The organism is Paenibacillus sp. ISL-20 (assembly GCF_018613005.1).
Taxonomy (GTDB): domain Bacteria; phylum Bacillota; class Bacilli; order Paenibacillales; family Paenibacillaceae; genus Paenibacillus_AQ.
Window position 1 is genome coordinate 41,371 of record NZ_JAGGRD010000015.1, and the last position, 21,993, is coordinate 63,363.

Here is a 21,993-nt window from a genome sequence, read left to right on the forward strand (position 1 = left end):
TGAATTCAAGATTCGATGCCGAGTGGCTTCCTGATTCACTTCGTGTTAGATATAGAATTTATGAGTTATCAGTGGAACTGATGGAATTCTATATCGCAAGAAAACCTACCTATGCATCGCGGTCGCTCATCCTTGAAGTGGCCTCGATAGAGGTTTTCTTATCAAAAGCGGGCTTTTTGAACAACCTCTAAAGGGGACCTGGAAGTGAAACAGGATTATTTACGGACATTCGTCAACCATATCGAGCGTACAGCCGCAGAGTTTGATCTGTGGTCAGAAGGTGATAGCATCGTGGTCGCCGTTTCCGGCGGGCCTGATTCCGTTGCGCTCCTGCACGTGCTGCATGAAGTTTCTTTGCACCGGACACCGCTCCGATTGATCTGCGCCCATATGCATCATGGGTTTCGGAAAGAATCGGACGAAGAGGCGGAGATGGTACGTGAACTGGCGGAGCGGCTCGGACTTCCATTAGAAACGGCGTTCATCGATATTCCCGCTTATATGGAAGAGAGCGGCAAGGGTGGGCAGGAGGCTGCCAGAGAGAAGCGTTATGAATTTCTGCTGCAAACGGCCCATAAATACAATGCGCGCTCCGTGGCTCTGGCTCATCATGCTGACGATCAAGCCGAGACGGTGCTCATGAGGCTTCTGCGCGGAAGCGGCTTGTCCGGACTTGCCGGAATAAAATTTAAGCGCACGGAAAAAAAAGTGGAACTTATCCGCCCGTTCCTTCGTATGTACAAGGCGGATATCGTAGAGTTGTGCCACGAATGCGGTTTCCAGTATGCGGTGGATCACAGCAATCTACAGACGAAGTACCGCCGTAATGCGATTCGCCTGGAAGTATTGCCTTTTCTAGAACGATATAATGGGCAGTTCTCCTCCTCACTCAATCAGTTGGCCGAGATAGTCCAGCAGGAGGATGATTTTGTGGAGCTTGAAGCTGCGAAGCAATTTCGGAGTATGGTACAGGAGAACGATGGGAGGCTCGCTTTCGACGCGCCTTCCTTTTTGGGCTTACATGTCGCTTTACAACGGCGTTTGATTAAACTAATATTAAATTACCTGCCCTCAGACAAGGAAAACACCGATTTTGTCAAGATTGAAACGGTGCGCCATGGCATTCTTAACGATCAGCGAAGCAACTGGCGTCTAGATCTGGGTGACGGCATTACCTGTGTTCGTGAGTATGGAGTGATCCAGTTTTGGCCCAAGCCTCCGAATGAACAGGGACAGTACATATACATTCTTGATTCTCCTGATGTTTCGCAGCAGTATGTTAAGGAAATCGGAAAAATGCTGAAATTGTCGTCAATGACAGGAAGCGAAAGCCGGAGCGGCTCCAGACCATCAGCCTTTGTGGCGGATTTTGATGCGGATGAGCTGAGGTTTCCTTTAACCTTGCGTAACAGACAGCCGGGGGACAAGATGAAGATCATGGGATTAAACGGAAGCAAAAAGGTGAAAGATATTCTCATTGATGAGAAAATCCCACCGTCTGTCCGTGCCCGGATTCCTATTCTTTGTGACGGTTCCGGCAGCATCGTGTGGATTCCAGGTGTACGACGTTCCGTTCACGCCGCTTGCGGGCGGCACACATCACGAGTTCTCCGGATGGAGTTATCGGATGCTTAAGGCAAGTGTAAAACGAAGAATGGCCCGTTTCACGCTTTCATAGTATAAACGTAGGAGGTCCACTTAAGTTGCAGAATGACATTCAGGAAATACTCATCAGTGAAGAAGAGATTCACGCAAAGATTAAGGAACTTGGTTCCAAACTCAGCGCCGAATATGTGGGACGCAATCCACTCGTTATTTGCGTTCTTAAAGGTGCATTTATTTTTATGGCCGACTTGGTTAAATCCATAACAGTACCTCTTGAGTTGGATTTCATGGCTGTATCCAGTTATGGGGCATCAACCAAATCCTCCGGCGTGGTGAAGATCATTAAAGATCTGGACGCATCCGTTGAAGGCAGGGATGTGCTGATTGTGGAGGATATTATCGACAGCGGTCTTACGCTGAGCCATTTGATTGAGCTTCTGAAGAGCCGCAAGGCAAACTCGGTGTGCGTTGTCACGCTGTTTGACAAGCCGGCACGCCGTACGGTGGATTTGCAGGCCGATTACACCGGATTCGTGCTGCCGGATGCTTTTGTTGTCGGATACGGACTCGATTATGCCGAGCATTACCGGAACCTCCCCTACATCGGGATTTTGAAGCCGGAAATCTACAGCAGTTAAACCGCGCCAATGGGCTGCTATCACATTTCAGGGACCTTTGTTGAGATGGCCAGACAGGCTGTGGTAAAATATCTTATGTGTCTTGAGAGGAGGTAGGGGATGAGTCGGTTCATCCGGAATTCTGGTTTTTATTTGATTCTATTTTTAGTCGTGGTGGGCATAGTACAATTCGTTACTAATGGCGGCGAGCAAGCCGATGCCCCTAGTTATAATCAACTGCGGCAGGAAGTCAAAGCTAACAACATAGAGGAAATGACGGTACAATTTGACGGTTACGCTTATCTGGTGACCGGTAAGTATAGGGAGATTTCCGAAGAGAAAAAATCGGAGAATTTCTCAACCTATATTCCTGCCACGGATGCAGCGATGCAAGAGCTGACTGCAGCCAGTGACAGCAATAATGTCAAACTGTCCGTGCAGCCAATGGAAGGCCAAAGCATTTGGCTGACATTGCTTTCATCCTTTATTCCGCTCATCATTATGTTTGTTCTGTTCTTCTTCCTGTTTAATCAGGCCCAAGGCGGCGGCGGCAAAGTGATGAACTTTGGTAAGAGCAAAGCCCGCTTATATAATGAAGAGAAGAAACGGATTACATTTGAAGATGTAGCCGGAGCAGATGAAGAGAAGCAGGAACTTATTGAAGTTGTTGACTTCTTGAAAGATCCGCGCAAGTTTAACACGGTTGGCGCTCGCATTCCGAAGGGCGTTCTGCTTGTCGGTCCTCCGGGAACAGGTAAGACGCTCCTGGCTCGTGCCGTTGCTGGTGAAGCAGGAGTGCCATTCTTCAGTATTTCCGGTTCCGACTTTGTTGAGATGTTTGTCGGTGTAGGTGCTTCTCGTGTACGTGACTTGTTCGAGAACGCGAAGAAGAATGCACCATGTATCATCTTCATTGATGAGATTGATGCTGTGGGTCGTCAGCGTGGCGCCGGACTTGGCGGCGGTCATGACGAGCGTGAGCAGACACTCAACCAGTTGCTGGTTGAAATGGACGGTTTCGGAGCGAACGAAGGCATTATCATCGTTGCTGCGACCAACCGCCCGGACATTTTGGACCCGGCGCTTCTTCGTCCGGGACGTTTTGACCGTCAGATTACCGTAGATCGCCCGGATGTGAAGGGCCGTGAAGCCGTACTGAAGGTTCATGCACGCAACAAACCATTGACGAAGGATGTTAAACTTGACATCATTGCCAAACGTACAACCGGTTTTACAGGCGCCGATCTGGAGAATCTCCTGAACGAGGCTGCCTTGATTGCGGCTCGCCGCAATCGTAAAGATATCTCCATGCGAGAAGTGGATGAGGCGATTGACCGTGTTATCGTCGGTACGGAGAAACGCAGCCGCGTGATCAGTGATCGCGAGAAACGTATCGTAGCTTACCATGAAGCAGGTCACACCATTGTGGGTTACTTCCTGGAGCATGCGGATACGGTGCACAAGGTAACGATTATTCCTCGTGGCCGTGCCGGTGGATATGTCATCATGATGCCGAAGGAAGATCGGATGCTCGTGACGAAGCAGGAATTGCTGGATCGCGTAACCGGTTTGCTTGGCGGCCGTGTTGCTGAGGAGCTGTTCATCGGTGAAATCGGAACCGGAGCATACAGTGACTTTCAGCAAGCGACGGGTATTATCCGCAGCATGGTTATGGAATACGGTATGAGTGAGAAGCTCGGACCGATGCAGTTCGGTACATCCCAAGGACAAGTGTTCCTTGGACGTGATATCGGACATGAGCAGAACTATAGTGATCGAATCGCTTATGAGATCGATCAGGAAATGCAGCGATTCATTAATGATTGCTATGAGAAATGTAAAGAGATCCTGAATAAGCATGCTAAAGAGGTTCACCTGATTGCGAACACGCTCCTCGAGATGGAAACGCTGGAGCTTGAGCAAATCAAGAATCTCATTGAGACCGGATCAGCTGAAGGCAACGGCAGTGGCGACGGTGAAGGAGAAGGTTCTACCGAGAATGGTGAACCGATCATCGACAATATTGGCGACGTAAAAGTTCGTATCCAAGGGAAAGAAGACGGCGAGCAGCCGACTTCCACGGAAGAAATTCCGAACAACCCGATGGATTCGAATGATCCTGGGCCGGAGCGCAAAGATTCCGAGCGCAAGGATCCTCCAGGCGGATCGGACAACGGTAACAGCAGCTTAACGTAATATTCGCTGATAAAACATCGAATACCGAATAAAATTGAAGAACCGGAGAACGATAATTCGTTTTCCGGTTCTTTTTGTGCTTTCTATCACATTGACAGGGGGCAGAACGAACGTGTACATTAGTTGTTAAATAAGGATGCGCATCCTTTCACAAAGGTGGAAACCATCCTGAAAGTCACATGGTCATCAGCGGCGAACCGCCGGATTACATAAAGGGAGAGGGTCGATCATGGAAGCTTTGGCACTGGAGCGTAAGGCAGAACAGAACCGTGAACTGCGTGAGCGGTTAATGCAATTGAAGAAGGAACGTAACGCAATCATTTTGGCTCATTATTATCAACGGGACGAAATACAAGAGGTCGCTGATTTCCGGGGGGATTCCTTCCTGCTAGCGCAGAAGGCAGCACAAACCGATGCTGAGGTCATCGTATTTTGCGGTGTGCATTTTATGGGCGAGAGCGCTAAAATTCTGGCACCGGGCAAGACGGTTCTTATACCGGATGAGCGGGCCGGCTGCCCTATGGCGGATATGGTGAACGTTGACGGACTGCGGAAGCTGAAAGCGCAGCATCCGAATGCGAAAGTGGTCACATACATCAATTCATCGGCTGAGATCAAAGCCGAAACGGATATCTGCTGTACGTCATCCAATGCCGTGAAAGTGATTCAGTCGGTGGATTCGGATGAAATCATATGGGTGCCTGATAAAAACCTGGGACATTATGTTCAGCAGCATACCGACAAGAAGCTCATTATCTGGGAAGGGTATTGCAACACGCATGACATGCTGACGGTTAAGGATGTCGTCGAGATGAGGGCCAAATATCCTCATGCTGAATTTGTGGTGCATCCGGAATGCCGTCCAGAGGTTGTTGCGATGGGCGATTTTGTAGGGAGTACCACCGCTATCCTGGAGTATTGCAAAAATTCATCTGCCAAGGAGTTTATCGTGGGCACCGAGGATGGAACCGGATATCAGCTTCGATTGGATAGCCCGGATAAATCGTTCCACTTCGCTACGAAGTTCCTGGTGTGTCCGAATATGAAAGTGAATAACCTCAAAAAGCTGGTTAAAGCGTTGGAAACGATGAAGCCGCAAATTTATGTGCCGCCGGTCGTTGCAGAGAAAGCCAGAACTTCATTAGAGCGCATGTTACAAGTTAAGTAGCATGCGCTACTCTTTCGTGAAAAGACAGGTGAGGCATCGTGATACCGCAGTATTTAATTGATTTTGAGCTGAACGATCTTCCGGTCATTGAGACGGATGTCATCGTGATCGGTTCAGGCATTGCGGGTTTATATACGGCGATCATGGCAAGCACGACTCAGAATGTGCTATTGATTACGAAGAAATCGCTGCTCGAAAGCAACACGCGTTATGCACAGGGAGGGATTGCAGCCGTAACAGCCGAGGATGACTCTCCGGCCTACCACCGGAAGGACACCCTCCTGGCAGGGGCGGGCCTATGTTCATCTGCCGCAGTGGATGTGCTTGTAAACGAGGGTCCGGTCGGTGTTCAAGAGCTGATTCGGCTCGGTACGATGTTTGATGTGGAGAATGGCGAGCTCGCACTGACCCAAGAAGGCGCGCACAGTCACCGCCGGATCCTTCATGCCAACGGGGATGCAACCGGGTATGAAATCGTGCGTGCCCTTTCCATTCAGGTTGAAATGCTTCACAATGTAGAGGTGTGGGACGATCATTTTGTCATTGACCTGATTACCGAGCAGGGAGAGTGTCATGGCGCTTTGGTACAGATGCCGGACGGAAAACGGGTATTCGTACGTGGACAGGCGACGGTGATGTGTTCCGGCGGCGCCGGTCAATTGTACCGGTATACGACCAATCCGGAGGTTGCCACAGCGGATGGCGTTGCCATGGCTTATCGGGCAGGCGCAGAAATTCGGGATATGGAGTTTATACAGTTCCACCCGACAGCGCTTAGTTATCCGGGGGCGCCCCGATTCCTTATATCAGAGGCGGTTCGCGGTGAAGGTGCTGTTCTTCGGAATATACGAGGGGAACGGTTCATGCCCAAATACCATGATTTGCTGGAGCTTGCGCCGCGGGATATTGTAGCGCGTGCCATTGTCAGTGAGATGGAAGCAACGGGGTCTACCTTTGTTTATCTGGATATTACCCAAGAGTCGCCGGAGATGGTCAAACATCGATTCCCTACGATTTATGAAACCTGCATGCAATATGGACTCGATTTATCGTCAGATTGGATTCCGGTCTCCCCGGCTGCGCATTATATGATGGGGGGCATCAAAACCAATCTGCACGGCGAGAGCAGCGTGAAGCGTTTATTTGCTTGCGGGGAGGTATCGTCTACCGGTGTCCACGGGGCGAACCGTTTGGCCAGCAATTCGCTGTCGGAGGCGATTGTGTACGGCAGTCGTATTGTCGAGCGCATTAAGAGTCTGCCGGAACCCTCAGGAGATCCACTTCATGTATCATTCCATCTCGGTCGCAAGGACGCTCCGTCCCAGGCGATGGTGGAAAAGCGCTTGAAGCTTCAGAAGGTGATGGTACGTTTTGCAGGACTTCGGAGAAATCGGGATACTCTATTAAGAGCAGCGGAAGAGCTCGGCCGTCAGCTGCCATTGTTCCATTCGATGCTCTCCAAGCGTGAGGAATACGAGTTTGCTAACATGCTCACAGCATCCTTACTCGTGGTGCAGGGTGCGCTGGGTCGTGAAGAAAGCCGGGGAGCCCACTACCGTGAGGATTTCCCGGAGCGGAATGACAGCGTATGGCAGAAACATATTGTCCATACACGGGATCAAGAAATGACGGAGGAATTAAGCGATGATGTTTAACGGATACAACGATGGCCTTCTCCAGAGTATACGGACTTGGTTGCAGGAGGATATTGGGTCGGGGGACATTACGACTCTCACCACCATTGAGCCGGGTCATGAATCCAAGGGCGTTATCCATGCCAAGGAGGCTGGAATCGTGGCAGGTATGCCGGTAGCAGAGCTGGTATTCGAAACGGTTGATCCGTCGCTAACGTTTACGGCATTGGTTCGGGATGGGGACGAGGTTGAAAAAGGGACGGTTCTCGCCGAAGTGGAAGGAAGCACTCACCGTATTTTGACAGGCGAGCGCCTCGCTTTGAATTTGCTTCAGCGTCTGTCAGGTATTGCAACAAGAACACGTTCTTTTGTTGATGTACTTGAGGGATTGCCGACAAGATTGGTGGATACCCGCAAAACGACACCCGGCCACCGAATGCTTGAGAAGTATGCCGTTCGGGTTGGCGGCGGCGCGAACCATCGTTTCGGTTTGTACGATGCCGTTATGATTAAGGATAATCACATTAAGGGTGCAGGCGGAATCGCACAAGCGGTCAGCCGGGCAAGAGCCCATATTCCACATACCATGACGATAGAAGTTGAAACCGAGAGTTTGGCGCAGGTGGAGGAAGCACTGGCTGCAGGCGCAGATATTATTATGCTGGATAATATGAGTCATGACATGATGGCGGAGTCTGTTCGAAGAATCAAGGCCAAGGCTCCTCATGTTCGCGTCGAAGCATCAGGGAACGTGACGCTGGAGACCGTGCGCGGGATTGCCGAGACCGGGGTCGACGTGATATCCGTTGGACGGCTGACTTATTCTTTCCATAGTCTCGATATCAGTCTGGATCTGAATGCGAAGAAAGGAGGGACAGAAGGTTGATTCTAGTTGTGGATGTAGGGAATACCAATATTGTACTGGGTGTGTATCAGGGGAAGAAGCTGCTGCATGATTTTCGAATTAGTACATCGCGTCAGTCCACCGTGGATGAATACGGTGTATTGATTCACAATTTGTTTCAAATGTCCAATATATTGGTAAGCCAAATAGAAGGCGTAATTGTTTCTTCCGTAGTTCCTCCTCTTGTACGTGTGGTCGAGGAGATGTGCAATAAATATATTGGCAAGGCGCCTCTGATCGTAGGACCTGGGATCAAAACAGGACTGAATCTGCGGTATGAGAATCCGCGCGAGGTTGGCGCTGACCGGATCGTGAATGCAGTAGCAGCCGTCGAGCAGTACGGGGGGCCGCTGATTGTGGTGGATTTCGGTACGGCGACGACGTTTGATTGCATCGATGAGGCAGGCAATTATCTTGGCGGAGTGATTGTGCCTGGTATTGGCATTGCTACTGAGGCTCTTGTACAGCGTGCTTCCAAGCTTCCTCGCGTAGAGCTTGAAAAGCCAAAAAAAGTAATTGGACGCAATACCGTACATGCCATGCAGGCCGGCATCGTTTTTGGTTATGCGGGACAGGTTGATGGCCTGGTCAAGCGTATAAAAGCCGAGATGGGTACGGACAATGTTAAGGTTATCGCTACCGGGGGAATGGCCGAGCTGATTGCCAGCGAAACGGAGTCCATTGAAGAGATTTCTCCTCTTCTGACATTAGAAGGCTTGCGTATTATTTATGAGCGTAACTAGAACCGCTATAAAACCGTTAGATATTACAAACAACTAGAAAGACAAGGAGGCCTCAAGATGGGTAATCAAAAAGACCGTTTGCTGCGGGGAACAGCATTAAACGGGAAAGTACGGACATTTGCCGTTCGGACAACCGATTTGGTTGAAGAGCTTCGCCAAAGACATGATACGTTTCCTGTCGTCACAGCCGCTTTGGGCCGTACCGTGTCAGCAGCAGCGATGATGGGAGCTATGCTGAAAGGAGAAGAGCGCCTTAGCATTCAAGTGCGCGGCGACGGACCGATCGGTTTGATTGCGGCGGAGAGTAATGCCAACGGCGAGGTCCGCGGATATGTCAAAAATCCGCATGTGGAGCTGACGAATATCCGTCCGGGTAAGATGGATGTTGCCGCTGCTGTAGGGACCACCGGCCATATTGATGTGATCAAGGATTTCGGGTTGAAGGAGCCTTACCGTGGGAGCGTACCGATTATTTCGGGTGAGCTCGCTGAAGACTTCACATACTATTTTGCCGTATCCGAACAGACCAACTCGGCGGTAAGCCTGGGTGTGCTGGTTTCACCGGATTATTCCGTGGCAAATGCTGGAGGCTTCATCGTTCAGCTTCTCCCTGGCGTAACCGAGGATGAGATTACGGAGCTTGAGCTTGCGCTGAGCAAGATTCCACCGATCACCGAGATGCTGGAAGAAGGACTGGAACTGGAAGACATCCTGAAACGAGTAGTTCCGGATGTGACCATTTTGGAGGAAATGGACGTGTACTTCAGCTGTGACTGCTCGCATGAGCGGGTGGAGCGCGCTTTGATCAGCTTGGGGCAGGAAGAGCTTGAGCAGATGATCGAAGAGGATGGTAAGGCCGAAGTTTCTTGTCATTTTTGCAATGAAAAATATACGTTCGATAGAGAACAGCTAAAATCCGTGCTAGAGCGGGCCAAATCTTAACGTTGGGATGAGCGACCGTGATGACGAGACAAGAGAAGGGATTGTGGGCGACCGTCATTGTCTTGACAGCATGCGTATTGGGTATGGGTGGCTGGATGCTGTTTTCCGGGAATTTATCGCAAGAGGCTTCACCACCTTGGAAAGATGGCTCCCAACCAGTTGCATCCATCCAGGACAGGGCGATTACCGAAGACGAGTGGGTTGACGAGCTAAAGAAGCGTTATGGCCGCGAAATGCTGATAACCATGCTGAATCGGCACGCCGTGGCTCTGGAGGCCAAAGCGAAGGATATTGATGTTGTGGCGGAGGAAGTCGATGCAGAAATCGAAGTCATGAGTCGCAGCTACGGTTCTAAGGAACGTTTCTTATCGGAAATGGAAGAACAGCTTGGCATTACGGAGAGTGAATTAAAGACAGAAACGACGTATCGGCTGCTGCTTGAGAAAATTGCGACTTCCGACGTACACATCGAAGAGCAGCAGATCGATTCGTATCTGGAACAGTACCCTGACCAATTTCGCCCCAAGAAGCAGTTGAATTTATCCATGATCGAGGTCGCTTCGGAAGATGAGGCAGAACGGGTCATGGATCGGCTGGAGAATGGAGAAGCTTTTGCGGATCTGGCGGCTCAGGTATCTCTCGATGAGTATACTCGCGAAGACGGCGGGCAGATCGGCTTGGTCGAGGAGGATGATCCCTTCTTGCCGCCGGCACTGCTGGATGCAGCTTCAACGCTTGAGCCCGGGGATATTGCGGGGCCGATCTCGCTCACAGACACCTATGTCATTGTTTATGTGAAGGAGATTATCGAGCCTCAGGCCCCGAGCGAGGAAAGTGTCCGCGAGGCGGTTCGTAAGCAGTTGGCCCTGGAGCAGTCGGTGTCTTTATCCGAACTGGAGCGTCAGCTTCGCGAGAAATACGAGGCCCGGATTAGCACTGGTACGGTCACGTTGTAAATAGAAGAAGAACATAGAGAAAGCTCGCTGTGGCGGAGTAAGATGTGGCTGCAGGAGCTTTTTTTTGCGTTGAAGTTTGCTAAAGGTTTCATTCACTGAGGAATGGTGGCTTTCTGAGCGTGGCATGCCTAGAGGCGAAATCGCTTTTCCTCGTTCGGGAGGCGCAGGAAAATCCACCTAGAAATGTTGATTTTCGAGGTGTGGGATATTGACAATGACACGTAACGTTGATAAGATGAAGGTATAAAAACCTACCTTTTTACTCGGATATCAGCAACCTCAATAATCAAGAATTAGAGTCTATATGCTGGCTCTGCTTTTCTTTCAACATCCAGACACCACAAATTTAATGATTCGACATTAGAATGTATAACACCATTATGGATTTACTAGTTTATTCAGATTCATATTTAGAGGAGGGCTTCATTCATGGCAAAAGTCGTAAACAATGTGACAGAATTAATCGGTGGAACTCCACTCGTCCGTTTGAACCGGATCGTACCGGAGGATAGCGCAGAGATTTATCTGAAGCTGGAATACCAGAACCCGGGTGCAAGCGTTAAAGACCGGATCGCGATCAGCATTGTGGAAGAAGCGGAGAAGGACGGGCGTTTGAAGCCGGGCGATACCATTATTGAAGCAACAAGCGGTAATACCGGTATTGGTCTAGCTATGGTGGCAGCTGCCAAAGGCTACAAAGCGGTTATCGTTATGCCTGAAACCATGAGCTTGGAGCGCCGCAACCTGCTGCGTGCCTATGGCGCGGAACTGGTACTGACACCGGGATCGGAAGGAATGAACGGTGCGGTTAAGAAGGCGGAAGAAATTCTGCAGGAAAATGCCGGATTCTTTATGGCCGATCAATTCAATAACCAAGCCAACGTGAAAATCCACCGTGAAACAACAGGTCCGGAAATCGTTGAAGCGATCCAATCCATCGGCGGTTCCTTAGATGCGTTCGTGGCAGGTATCGGAACAGGCGGAACGATTACAGGGGCGGGCGAAGTGCTGAAAGAGCAATTCCCTGATATTAAGGTCATTGCAGTTGAGCCTGCTGCATCGCCAATCCTTGCCGGAGGCAAACCAGGTCCTCACAAAATCCAGGGCATTGGTGCAAACTTCATTCCTGAAATTTTGAACCAAGAAGTCTACGATGAAATCGTTCATGTCGAGAATGACGATGCCTTTGAAACCTCCCGCCGTGTGGCGAAGGAAGAAGGCGTTCTTGGCGGCATTTCTTCCGGTGCGGCTGTATACGCGGCATTGAAGGTTGCCAAAGAGCTTGGTAAAGGCAAGCGGGTGGTAGCCGTGATCCCAAGTAACGGAGAACGTTACCTGAGCACGCCGCTCTATAACTTCGAGTAACGAGTAAGATGATATTGAAATATGCGCGCATGGTCTCACCTCATCTGGGTGAGATAATGCGTGACAAGGAAGGGGCCCTCAATGTGTTTTTATAGCATTGAGGGCTTTTTGCGTATACTAGTCCCTAAGATAACGCTTTATTGGAATCCACGGGATGACCGCTCCAAAAATTATTGTTGGACGAGCTTCTATTTAGGGTTTTCAAGAGAAGCGGGATACAGTATACTGACAGGCAACAGTAAGGGTTTTGATGACTAAGGGAGGATCGGCATGGAGAGAAGAGTGGAGCTGGCCCAGTGGCAGGCATGGGCTAAAGAGGGCTGGTCCGTCGTTCCCTATCTGGTTCAATATAAAGGAGCAACAAGAGGGTTACCCCTGTCATGGAGACATGCATGGAAAGCGGCATCGCCGTATGCCTTTGTGCTGGAGAGCGGTAAGGGCGGACGCTATACGTATCTTGGATTGCGGCCGGTGTCCATTTTGCAGGGGAAGGGAATCCATGGTGAGATCATTGAGCTGTCTGGCGATTCGCGGACGCAGGTAACGGGAAAGCCGCTGCATCTGTTAGAGGAGTGGATGAAAGAATGGCGGGCTCCCCGTGTACCGGGATGGCCGGACTTTCGCGGTGGCTGCGCCGGTTTTCTAAGCTACGATGTGATCCGATCGATTGAGCAGCTCCCAAAAGTAGCCAAAGATGAGCCGGGGTTCCTGGATTATATGTGGATGCGCATGGAAGAGATCTGGATCTATGATCATACAGATGACAGCATCTACTGCTCGGTGCATGTCCCTCTGCCTTGGGCATTCGGGACCGGGGAAGTTTCGGAGGAAAAGACGGCATCCGGTGCTTCTGTTGATGCATCCAGAGGTTCGGTGCTTTCAATCGATCAAGAGAAGCTATTGCAGGAGTTATATGATCGGGCTGTCGTAAGGGCTGAATCGATGCTGTCCCAATGGAATCAAATGTTCGGAACAGTCTCAGGGAACGGCTCGAGTGTCGAAGATGAGCGTGTGCGGCAGGAACGAGTGAAGAAAGCGCAGGAGCTGTCAGGGCCAAATGTCGAGATCTGGGATCGGCTGGAGATTGATTTTACGCAGGAAGCGTTCGAGCAGGCGGTGCTCTCGATTCAAGAGTATATTCGGCAGGGTGACGTATTTCAGGTCAATTTGTCTCTCCGCCGGCATTTACAGCTGCATGCGGACCCTGCCGATATTTATGAGTGGATGCGTATCCTGAATCCGTCGCCATATATGGGGTATTTATCCTCGCCGGGCTTCAGCTTGGCTAGCGGCTCACCGGAATTGCTGGTGAAGCTGGATGGCGATGTCGTGTCTGCACGACCGATTGCGGGAACTCGGCGCCGGGGAAGCAATCCGGAAGAGGATGCGGCAATGGAAGCGGAACTGCTTGGCAGCGAGAAAGAACGGGCGGAGCATATTATGCTGGTCGATTTGGAGCGTAATGACATTGGCCGCATTGCCGCATACGGAACGGTGCATGTTCCGGAGCTGATGACTGTCGAGAGGTACTCTCACGTGATGCATCTGGTGTCGCAAGTAGAAGGGCGGATTGCAGAGGGCAACCATGCACATGATGTCATTGCGGCAGCGTTCCCCGGCGGCACCATTACAGGCGCACCCAAAATCCGGACCATGGAGATCATCGAAGAGCTGGAGCCCGTGACGCGGGGACCCTATACCGGCTCCATGGGCTGGATCGATTATAATGGTGATATGGAGCTCAACATTATTATTCGGACCCTCGCCGTGAAGGATGGGGTCGGCTATATTCAGACGGGTGCGGGGATTGTCATTGACTCCGATCCGTACCGGGAATACAGGGAGTGTCATAACAAGGCAAAGGCTTTGATTGCTGCACTGATATGCAGTGAAGAAGAAGCGGCAGTGTTGTCCGCGAATATAGGGGGGAACTAATATGATACTTGTCATCGACAATTATGATTCGTTTACGTATAACCTGGTTCAATATTTGGGTGAGCTCGGCGAAGAAGTGAAGGTTTACCGGAATGATGAGATCGACATCGCTGGCATCGAGGCATTGGCCCCGGACCATATCCTGATATCTCCGGGACCGTGTACGCCGAATGAAGCCGGCATTAGTCTGGATGTGATTTCGCATTTCAAGGGTGTGATTCCGATCTTCGGCGTCTGCCTCGGCCATCAGGCGATCGGGCAAGTCTTTGGCGGCAACGTGATTCGTGCGGAGCGCCTGATGCACGGGAAAACATCCGCGATCCAGCATACGGGCGGCTCGGTCTTCGAAGGCTTACCGGTTCCGTTCACCGCAACGCGCTATCACTCGCTGATCGTTGAGAAGGAAACTTTGCCGGATGAGCTGGAGATTACCGCCTGGACCGAAGAGGGCGAAATCATGGGGCTTCGGCATAAACAATATCCCATAGAAGGGGTGCAGTTCCATCCGGAATCCATCATTACGGACCATGGCCATCAAATGCTGCGCAATTTCTTGAAGCGTACAGCTGGCACCAAAGCATGAAGTATATTGGCATGAACGGCGGCATCGTCGAAGCTGCCGAGGCTGTCATACCTGTAATGGATCACGGTCTTCTGTACGGAATGGGGTTATTCGAGACCTTCCGCACTTATGAGGGGAAGCCTTTTTTAATAGAGCGGCACTTGAGCAGGCTCATGGACAGCTGCCGGGAGCTCGGGATCGTCCACAGGGCGGATGCTGAGAGGGTCAGCCGCTGGATATCGGAACTGATGGAGGCCAATGGTCTCCAGGATGCTTATATCCGGTATACCGTAACGGCAGGAGAGGGATTGCTCGGTCTGCCTGCTGGGGATTATTTGAAGCCTACCGAGATTTTATTCACCAAAGAGCTGCCGGCTGCAAACGAAATGCTCTACGAGAAAGGTAGAGCCATGCGGCAGCTGTCCCTTCCGCGGAACACACCGGAATCATCGGTTCGGCTGAAATCTCTGCATTATATGAACAATATACTCGCAAAGCGGGAATTGGCCGAATATCCCAGCCATTCGGATGGTCCGACAGAGGGGCTGATGCTAACGGCGGCCGGGGAAGTGGCAGAGGGCATTGTCAGCAATGTCTTTTTTGTCAAAGCGGGTCGTTTATATACGCCTGACGTAAGCACGGGCATTTTGCCGGGGATTACCCGGGCCGTGGTGCTGGAATTGGCTGCCGATCTTGGTATGGAAGTCGAAGAAGGCCGTTACAGCTGGGAGTTTTTCACTGGAGCGGATGAAATATTTACGACCGGCTCTGTGCAGGAGATTGTTCCGGTTACGACGTTGATTGGGGCTGAAGGCGAGACTCTAGTCATTGGACAAGGATTGGCCGGTCCGATAACCCGTACATTACTGAGCGCATATAGAAGGAAAGCAGGGCAAAAGGCATGAAAACAACGATTTACGAACGTGAATATCGGCTGAGCAAAAATGCTGTGTTAAAGCTCGGTCAATCCACGCTCATTATGGGCATATTGAATGTGACGCCGGATTCGTTCTCCGACGGAGGTCGTTATCACGACACGGAGCGGGCGGTCGAGCACGCGCTTCAGCTGGTGGAAGAGGGAGCCGACATCATCGATATCGGCGGAGAATCGACGCGGCCGGGCCATGAGCCGGTTGGAGCTGAAGAGGAGCTCGCCCGCGTTATTCCGGTTATAGAAGCCATTCATCGGCATGCGCCGCATATTCCGTTGTCGATTGACACGTATAAAGCGGAAGTTGCGCGTCAGGCTATTGGAGCGGGCGCTCATATCATCAATGATATTTGGGGCTTTAAAGATGACGCGGATATGCCTAAGACAGCGGCAGAGCTAGGATGCCCCGTGATACTGATGCACAATCGCCGCGATCGGAATTACACCAATCTCATCGAGGACGTAAAGCGCGATTTGCTGGAAAGTGTCGAAATTGCGAGGGCTGCAGGTGTGCAGGATCAGCATATTTTGCTCGATCCGGGTATCGGGTTTGCCAAGGACTATGAAGAGAACATGAAAGTGATGGCCTCCCTTGATCAGCTGGTAGGGCTTGGGTTTCCGGTGCTGCTGGCTACCTCCCGCAAAAGGTTCATCCAGACCGCACTTGGCGCCCCGGCGCATGATGTGCTGGAAGGAACGGCCGCTACGGTGGCTTACGGGATTGCGCAAGGCTGCCAGATCGTTCGTGTGCATGACGTGTTACATATGAAACGGACAGCGAAGATGTGTGATGCCATGACTTACGCTTCAACGGAGCTTACACGTATATAATTTTTTTCGGGACAAAGGATGGAAGGGCGGAGTACGAGATGGATAAAATGATACTGAGCCGTATGGAATACTACGGCTATCACGGTGTGTTTGAGGAAGAGCGCAAGCTGGGTCAACGATTCTATGTGGATCTGGAGCTGGAGATGGATTTGAGCAAAGCTGCGAAGACGGATGACCTGACGTTAACGGTAAATTATGCCGAGATTCATGATCTCTTGCTGGATATTATGCGGACGGAGTCGTTCTGCCTGATTGAAGCTTTAGCGGAGCATATTGCATCTAAGGTATTGGACACTTATACTATTATCGATGCTTTAACGGTCCGATTGACGAAGCCGCACCCGCCTTTTGACATTCATTTTGAAGGTGTGACCATTGAGCTGCACCGGACCAGGAAGTGAGACGATCATGAATTCACACGCCACCTCTGAGTGTTCAGAGGCTTATATTGCTTTAGGGGCCAATTTGGGAGACCGCGAGGGTAACCTGATGGAGGCTTTGGAACGGTTGGACGAAGTACCTGGCATATCGGTAGAGCGCGTATCCAACTTGTATGAAACCGAACCCGTCGGCTATGTGGATCAACCGATGTTTCTTAATATGGCCACAGCCGTGTCGACATCGCTGAGTCCCCATGAGCTGCTTGCCGAAATGCAGCGAATTGAAAAGCAGCTCGGCCGGGTCCGTCATATTCATTGGGGGCCGCGGACGGTGGACTTGGACCTGTTATGGATGGAAGGACGCCGTCTGGATACGCCGGACCTTGTTCTGCCGCACCCCCGTATGCAGGAACGGGCTTTTGTGCTCAGACCGCTGGCCGATATCGTATATGAGCTCGAACCTTCAGGTCTGTACCCTGTAGTGAAGACAGCACTTGAGAACCTGGAAGGAAAGGAAGGAATACAGCTTTGGAAAACAAGCAGCTGGCGCAGCGTATCCGCGCTTTCCGAAAATTGAAGGGTTTAACCCAGCAAGAGCTCGCCGAGCGAACCGGTATTTCACTGGCCGTCCTTGGTGCGATTGAGCGGGGAAACCGCCGTGCCGAGGAGCAGATGCTGGTTCAGATTGCGGACGTGCTGGAGATTACATTGCAGGAGCTTAAGGAACGGAGCTAGAACATTTGAATAGAAAAGCCGGTGCAGGTTTATTTTCAATAAACCCGGCCATTAATATAGGATGATGCTTCTGAATGCAATCTACAAGACATGTAATTTTTGCGGACTGGACGAGGGTGCGATACATGAGTATGATGGGTTGGTTTGAAACTTATGGATCCCTTGCACGATAACCGGGATCTTTCGACTATAAATATCTGAATATAAAGGGGTGACACATAAAATGGATAAGTTGCAAATCGGAAACATCGAGATGAAGAACCAAGTGGTTCTGGCGCCCATGGCAGGCGTGTGCAACCCGGCGTTCCGCTTGATTGCTAAGGAATTCGGTACCGGTTTGGTTTGCGCCGAAATGGTGAGCGGAAAGGCCATTGTTCACGGGAACAAGCGCACCCAGGAGATGCTGTTCGTCGACGAGCGGGAGAAGCCGCTGAGCCTGCAAATTTTTGGCGGTGACCGTCAATCCTTGGTGGAGGCGGCCAAAGTTGTCGATCAGCAAACCAATGCCGACATCATCGACATTAACATGGGCTGTCCTGCACCGAAGGTAACGAAGGTTGATGCGGGTGCGCGCTGGCTTCTGGATTCGAACAAAATCTATGAAATGGTAGCGGCCGTTGTTGATGCCGTGAACAAACCGGTCACGGTGAAGATGCGTACAGGCTGGGATAGCGATCACATCTATGCTGTCGAAAATGCACAAGCTGTCGAACGCGCGGGCGGTCAGGCGGTCAGCGTTCACGGACGTACGCGCGAGCAGCTCTACACCGGGCACGCGGATTGGGACATCATTCGCCAAGTGAAAGAAGCCGTCTCCATTCCGGTTATCGGTAACGGCGATGTGGTAACGCCGGAGGATGCTCGCCGAATGCTGGATACGACAGGCTGCGATGGTGTCATGATCGGCCGCGGAGCGCTGGGGAACCCATGGATGCTGTATCGTACCGTGGAGTACCTGAAGACAGGCCAGCTGCTGCCGGATCCGGCTCCGCAGGAGAAAATGCGGATTGCCATTCTGCATATGGACCGGCTGATCGCTCTGCGCGGCGAAGCGGTTGCGGTACGGGAAATGCGCAAGCATCTTTCCTGGTATTTGAAAGGGTTGAAGGGCTCCGCTCGCATTAAAGATCTCATTATGGAAGAAACGAAGCGCGACGAAATGGTGAACCTTCTGAACAACTTTGTGAACAATCTGGAGGCCCAAGAAGAATCGACAAAAAGTGTATACCCTCAAGCCGTTGCGGCGATGGGATAATTAGGGGTGCAGGCTGTTAATGGGTGTGTGTATGCGACATTCGTAACAGCCTTTGCGCGCATTGACTTTTTGAAATGGTTCCCATATAATCTTTCAGTATAAATTCAAGAAATTGAGCAGGCATCAGAGGGAAGTTCTGATCCCCAAGAATTCGCATATAGTATGTTGATACCGTGGTTTAAATTATTTACATGACAGGAGAATCGGTTAATGAGCGATAAAGAAGTCATTCTTACCCAGGACGGTCTGAAGAAACTGGAGGACGAACTTGAGAATCTAAAGTCTGTAAAACGCCGCGAAGTAGCTGAGCGGATTAAAGTTGCCATCGGTTATGGTGATATTAGTGAAAACTCCGAATATGAAGACGCCAAGAACGAGCAAGCCTTTATCGAAGGCCGGATTATAACGCTGGAGAAATTGCTCCGCAATGCGCGCATCATCAACAATGATGATATTAATACCGATGTCGTCGGCGTGGGCAACACGGTGATCGTAGAGGATTTGGAATTCGGCGACACGATGCAATATACCATTGTAGGTACGGCTGAATCGGATCCCCTTAACAACAAAATCTCTAACGAGAGTCCTGTCGGCAAAGCGATTATTGGCAAGCAAAAAGGATCGGTAGTAGATGTTAACGTTCCTGCGGGCGTTATTCAATATAAAATTGTAGACATTAAGAAGTAAGTCGGAATGTGGTGTAGAAAGCTTCCTTCGGGGGGCTTTTTTAAATAGGCAAGGCTGTGTTGAGGGCTTAATGAGTTAATGGCATGTCTTGAATGGCTGCCCTACCGTTAAGTCCTAACCGAATGTCTACAAGTTGTTCAAGGGCTGTCCGAATCATGTAATGGGTGGCGGCGTTTTGTGCTGTTGGGTATTACGATGGAAGTGAAATGAAGGAGATGAATGACGATGACGGAAGAAATGAATAACCAGGAACAAGAACAGGAGTTAAGTGAGCTTTTGCAAATCCGCCGCAACAAATTGGACGAGCTTCGCAAGCTGGGCATCGATCCGTTTGGCGGGAAATATGAAAGAGAACATCACGCAGGTGATATTCTGAAACAATATGACGAGCTCTCCAAGGAAGAACTGGAAGAGAAGCAGGTGGAAGTGAACCTGGCCGGTCGGATTATGGCGAAGCGTGGCATGGGTAAGGCTTCTTTTGCTCATATTCAAGATTTGAGCGGCCGGATTCAGATCTATGTCCGCCAGGATTCGATTGCAGAAGCGCAATATGAAGCATTCAGCATCCTTGATCTGGGTGACATCATCGGGGTGAAAGGGGTCTTGTTCAAGACCAAAACCGGTGAAACCACCATTAAGGTGAAGGAGCTGGAGGTTCTCTCGAAGTCGTTGTATCCGCTCCCTGAGAAATTCCATGGTTTGAAGGATGTGGAACTCCGTTACCGTCAGCGTTATGTCGACCTGATTATCAACCCAGATGTACAGAAGACCTTCATTGCCCGTTCCCGTATTATTCAATCGATGCGCCGTTACCTGGATTCCCAAGGCTATCTTGAAGTGGAAACCCCGACTTTGCATTCGATCGCTGGTGGTGCGGCGGCACGCCCGTTCATTACGCATCATAATGCGCTTGATATGGAGTTGTATATGCGGATCGCGATTGAGCTTCACCTGAAGCGTCTGATCGTGGGCGGCTTGGAAAAAGTGTATGAGATTGGCCGCGTATACCGGAATGAAGGGATCTCTACCCGTCATAATCCGGAGTTCACGATGATAGAGCTCTATGAAGCCTATGCGGATTATAAAGATATTATGGCACTGACCGAGAATATGATTGCCCATATTGCCCAAGAGGTGCTGGGTACACAAGTGATTTCCTATCAAGGGCACGAAGTTGACCTGACGCCACAATGGCGTCGTGTATCCATGGTTGATGCCGTAAAAGAAGTAGTCGGCGTTGACTTTAGTGTGGACATGTCCAACGAGGAAGCGCATCGTCTTGCAAAAGAACATAAAGTTCCGGTAGAGCCGCATATGACATTCGGCCACATCTTGAACGCGTTCTTTGAGCAATTCGTTGAAGAGACGCTGATTCAGCCGACGTTCGTAACCGGTCATCCGGTTGAGATTTCGCCGCTTGCGAAGAAGAACGACGTGGATCCGCGGTTCACGGATCGCTTTGAACTGTTTATCGTGGCGCGTGAGCACGCGAACGCCTTCTCGGAGCTCAATGATCCGATCGACCAGCGTCAGCGTTTTGAAGCGCAGATGAAGGAAAAAGAACAGGGTAATGACGAAGCGCACGAGATGGATGAAGATTTCTTGCGTGCACTGGAGTATGGTATGCCGCCAACAGGCGGACTTGGTATCGGGATCGATCGTTTGATCATGCTTCTTACGAATTCCCCGTCCATTCGTGATGTCTTACTGTTCCCGCACATGCGTAATAAGGAGTAGGCGTTTGCTCCATTAATAGATTGTAGAAGAGCAGTCGGCTATAGATCTCTATAGTCGGCTGCTTTTTTTGTATGGTGATCCCGATTCTCTCTTGTTCTGAGAATAAAGCTGTGCTACATTTATTTAGCACAAATGTACTAAATAAGGGGGCTGGCGAATGATTGGAGCTTTTATTATTGGATGCGAAATTTTATTCTGGGTATTTGTTTTTGCCGGATTAAGCGTAAGATATCTGCTTGGGATGAAAAGAACGGGCGGCATACTGCTGCTGTGTACGCCGATCATCGACTTATTATTGATAGCCGTAACCATGATAGATCTGCGTGGCGGGGCAGAGGCCGGATTCATGCATGGACTAGCGGCTGTATATATCGGGGTGACAATTGCTTTTGGGCATCGAATGATCCAATGGGCGGACGTCCGATTTGCTCATCGATTTGCAGGGGGTAAGAAACCGGAACCTGCCCCGAAATATGGAGTGGCTCGCGCCAAGCGTGAGCGTCAGGGATGGTATCGCCATATGTTGGCGTGGGTGATAGGAGCTATATTGCTTGGCGTTATGATTCTTGTGGTCGGGGAGCCAGAACGAACGGAGCAGCTCAAGGCGATGGCCTTACAATGGGCAGTGATCCTGGGGATTGACTGCTTATATAGCTTCAGCTATACCTTCTGGCCTAAGAAGCAGATAGGGTAAATGGAAATAATGAATATCTAGTATATAGTAAGTAAATGAATGTATTATTTTACCTTATTATAATTTTACACAAAAGGGTTGCATATCAGCGAATGCCATGGTATATTATATTTCCG

21 protein-coding genes are annotated in these 21,993 nt (G+C 50.4%); all 21 read left to right on the plus strand.

Annotated features, from left to right (window positions below; all coding sequences use genetic code 11):
- Positions 1-204 precede the first annotated feature (204 nt).
- Positions 205-1,635: a tRNA lysidine(34) synthetase TilS gene (tilS, locus tag J7E85_RS09605; RefSeq protein ID WP_215157226.1), complete on the plus strand. Its 1,431-nt coding sequence runs from the start codon at positions 205-207 to the stop codon at positions 1,633-1,635.
- A 68-nt stretch (positions 1,636-1,703) separates the two neighbouring features.
- Entirely contained in the window at positions 1,704-2,243 is a 540-nt protein-coding gene (hpt, locus tag J7E85_RS09610) for a hypoxanthine phosphoribosyltransferase (RefSeq protein WP_071221070.1), read from the plus strand.
- Positions 2,244-2,342: 99 nt separating this feature from the next.
- A complete protein-coding gene (gene ftsH, locus J7E85_RS09615) occupies positions 2,343-4,418 on the plus strand; it encodes an ATP-dependent zinc metalloprotease FtsH (RefSeq protein ID WP_215157228.1) in 2,076 nt (691 codons plus the stop codon).
- A 229-nt stretch (positions 4,419-4,647) separates the two neighbouring features.
- Entirely contained in the window at positions 4,648-5,586 is a 939-nt protein-coding gene (gene nadA / locus J7E85_RS09620; RefSeq protein ID WP_215157230.1) for a quinolinate synthase NadA, read from the plus strand.
- Between the two features lie 38 nt (positions 5,587-5,624).
- Positions 5,625-7,241 carry an L-aspartate oxidase gene (gene nadB / locus J7E85_RS09625; protein WP_215157232.1) on the plus strand — a complete coding sequence of 539 codons (1,617 nt, stop codon included), beginning with the start codon at positions 5,625-5,627 and terminating at the stop codon, positions 7,239-7,241.
- Positions 7,231-8,106: a carboxylating nicotinate-nucleotide diphosphorylase gene (gene nadC / locus J7E85_RS09630; protein WP_098741234.1), complete on the plus strand. Its 876-nt coding sequence runs from the start codon at positions 7,231-7,233 to the stop codon at positions 8,104-8,106. Before nadB ends, nadC begins: the two co-directional genes overlap by 11 nt.
- Positions 8,103-8,867, plus strand: coding sequence for a type III pantothenate kinase (locus tag J7E85_RS09635; protein ID WP_098741235.1), 765 nt, complete (start codon positions 8,103-8,105; stop codon positions 8,865-8,867). The genes nadC and J7E85_RS09635 overlap by 4 nt, the downstream gene beginning before the upstream one ends.
- 57 nt (positions 8,868-8,924) lie before the next feature.
- Positions 8,925-9,809 carry an Hsp33 family molecular chaperone HslO gene (gene hslO, locus J7E85_RS09640; protein ID WP_215157234.1) on the plus strand — a complete coding sequence of 295 codons (885 nt, stop codon included), beginning with the start codon at positions 8,925-8,927 and terminating at the stop codon, positions 9,807-9,809.
- 20 nt (positions 9,810-9,829) lie between these two features.
- Entirely contained in the window at positions 9,830-10,765 is a 936-nt protein-coding gene (locus tag J7E85_RS09645; RefSeq protein ID WP_215157262.1) for a peptidylprolyl isomerase, read from the plus strand.
- A gap of 429 nt (positions 10,766-11,194) precedes the next feature.
- The gene (gene cysK, locus J7E85_RS09650) at positions 11,195-12,130 is read left to right on the plus strand and encodes a cysteine synthase A (RefSeq protein WP_215157236.1); all 936 of its coding nucleotides are present in this window, start codon (positions 11,195-11,197) and stop codon (positions 12,128-12,130) included.
- A 270-nt stretch (positions 12,131-12,400) separates the two neighbouring features.
- The gene (locus J7E85_RS09655; RefSeq protein ID WP_215157238.1) at positions 12,401-14,065 is read left to right on the plus strand and encodes an anthranilate synthase component I family protein; all 1,665 of its coding nucleotides are present in this window, start codon (positions 12,401-12,403) and stop codon (positions 14,063-14,065) included.
- Position 14,066: 1 nt separating this feature from the next.
- Positions 14,067-14,648, plus strand: a complete 582-nt coding sequence (gene pabA / locus J7E85_RS09660; RefSeq protein ID WP_215157240.1) for an aminodeoxychorismate/anthranilate synthase component II — start codon at positions 14,067-14,069, stop codon at positions 14,646-14,648.
- Positions 14,645-15,532, plus strand: a complete 888-nt coding sequence (locus tag J7E85_RS09665) for an aminotransferase class IV (protein ID WP_215157242.1) — start codon at positions 14,645-14,647, stop codon at positions 15,530-15,532. Before pabA ends, J7E85_RS09665 begins: the two co-directional genes overlap by 4 nt.
- Positions 15,529-16,389 (plus strand): dihydropteroate synthase, encoded by an 861-nt coding sequence (gene folP / locus J7E85_RS09670; protein ID WP_215157244.1) that lies wholly within the window; start codon positions 15,529-15,531, stop codon positions 16,387-16,389. Before J7E85_RS09665 ends, folP begins: the two co-directional genes overlap by 4 nt.
- A 38-nt stretch (positions 16,390-16,427) precedes the next feature.
- Positions 16,428-16,790 carry a dihydroneopterin aldolase gene (gene folB, locus J7E85_RS09675; RefSeq protein WP_215157246.1) on the plus strand — a complete coding sequence of 121 codons (363 nt, stop codon included), beginning with the start codon at positions 16,428-16,430 and terminating at the stop codon, positions 16,788-16,790.
- 7 nt (positions 16,791-16,797) lie between these two features.
- Positions 16,798-17,346 carry a 2-amino-4-hydroxy-6-hydroxymethyldihydropteridine diphosphokinase gene (gene folK / locus J7E85_RS09680; RefSeq protein ID WP_215157248.1) on the plus strand — a complete coding sequence of 183 codons (549 nt, stop codon included), beginning with the start codon at positions 16,798-16,800 and terminating at the stop codon, positions 17,344-17,346.
- Positions 17,298-17,504, plus strand: coding sequence for a helix-turn-helix domain-containing protein (locus J7E85_RS09685; RefSeq protein ID WP_215157250.1), 207 nt, complete (start codon positions 17,298-17,300; stop codon positions 17,502-17,504). The genes folK and J7E85_RS09685 overlap by 49 nt, the downstream gene beginning before the upstream one ends.
- Before the next feature lie 223 nt (positions 17,505-17,727).
- Complete coding sequence (gene dusB, locus J7E85_RS09690; RefSeq protein ID WP_215157252.1) at positions 17,728-18,759, plus strand: tRNA dihydrouridine synthase DusB; 1,032 nt, start codon at positions 17,728-17,730, stop codon at positions 18,757-18,759.
- Between the two features lie 210 nt (positions 18,760-18,969).
- The gene (greA, locus tag J7E85_RS09695; protein WP_215157254.1) at positions 18,970-19,446 is read left to right on the plus strand and encodes a transcription elongation factor GreA; all 477 of its coding nucleotides are present in this window, start codon (positions 18,970-18,972) and stop codon (positions 19,444-19,446) included.
- A gap of 225 nt (positions 19,447-19,671) precedes the next feature.
- Positions 19,672-21,183 (plus strand): lysine--tRNA ligase, encoded by a 1,512-nt coding sequence (gene lysS / locus J7E85_RS09700; RefSeq protein WP_098741245.1) that lies wholly within the window; start codon positions 19,672-19,674, stop codon positions 21,181-21,183.
- A 157-nt stretch (positions 21,184-21,340) separates the two neighbouring features.
- Entirely contained in the window at positions 21,341-21,877 is a 537-nt protein-coding gene (locus tag J7E85_RS09705; RefSeq protein ID WP_215157256.1) for a hypothetical protein, read from the plus strand.
- The last annotated feature ends 116 nt before the right edge of the window (positions 21,878-21,993 follow it).

Bases quoted from the DNA above. Each gene is read 5' to 3' on its own strand.
- J7E85_RS09655 (WP_215157238.1), top strand. From the start codon at position 12,401: ATGGAGAGAAGAGTGGAGCTGGCCCAGTGGCAGGCATGGGCTAAAGAG.
- nadA (WP_215157230.1), top strand. From the start codon at position 4,648: ATGGAAGCTTTGGCACTGGAGCGTAAGGCAGAACAGAACCGTGAACTG.
- pabA (WP_215157240.1), top strand. From the start codon at position 14,067: ATGATACTTGTCATCGACAATTATGATTCGTTTACGTATAACCTGGTT.
- nadC (WP_098741234.1), top strand. From the start codon at position 7,231: ATGATGTTTAACGGATACAACGATGGCCTTCTCCAGAGTATACGGACT.
- lysS (WP_098741245.1), top strand. From the start codon at position 19,672: ATGACGGAAGAAATGAATAACCAGGAACAAGAACAGGAGTTAAGTGAG.
- folP (WP_215157244.1), top strand. From the start codon at position 15,529: ATGAAAACAACGATTTACGAACGTGAATATCGGCTGAGCAAAAATGCT.
- cysK (WP_215157236.1), top strand. From the start codon at position 11,195: ATGGCAAAAGTCGTAAACAATGTGACAGAATTAATCGGTGGAACTCCA.
- dusB (WP_215157252.1), top strand. From the start codon at position 17,728: ATGGATAAGTTGCAAATCGGAAACATCGAGATGAAGAACCAAGTGGTT.
- J7E85_RS09665 (WP_215157242.1), top strand. From the start codon at position 14,645: ATGAAGTATATTGGCATGAACGGCGGCATCGTCGAAGCTGCCGAGGCT.
- J7E85_RS09705 (WP_215157256.1), top strand. From the start codon at position 21,341: ATGATTGGAGCTTTTATTATTGGATGCGAAATTTTATTCTGGGTATTT.
- greA (WP_215157254.1), top strand. From the start codon at position 18,970: ATGAGCGATAAAGAAGTCATTCTTACCCAGGACGGTCTGAAGAAACTG.
- hslO (WP_215157234.1), top strand. From the start codon at position 8,925: ATGGGTAATCAAAAAGACCGTTTGCTGCGGGGAACAGCATTAAACGGG.
- ftsH (WP_215157228.1), top strand. From the start codon at position 2,343: ATGAGTCGGTTCATCCGGAATTCTGGTTTTTATTTGATTCTATTTTTA.
- folK (WP_215157248.1), top strand. From the start codon at position 16,798: ATGAATTCACACGCCACCTCTGAGTGTTCAGAGGCTTATATTGCTTTA.
- folB (WP_215157246.1), top strand. From the start codon at position 16,428: ATGGATAAAATGATACTGAGCCGTATGGAATACTACGGCTATCACGGT.
- J7E85_RS09645 (WP_215157262.1), top strand. From the start codon at position 9,830: ATGACGAGACAAGAGAAGGGATTGTGGGCGACCGTCATTGTCTTGACA.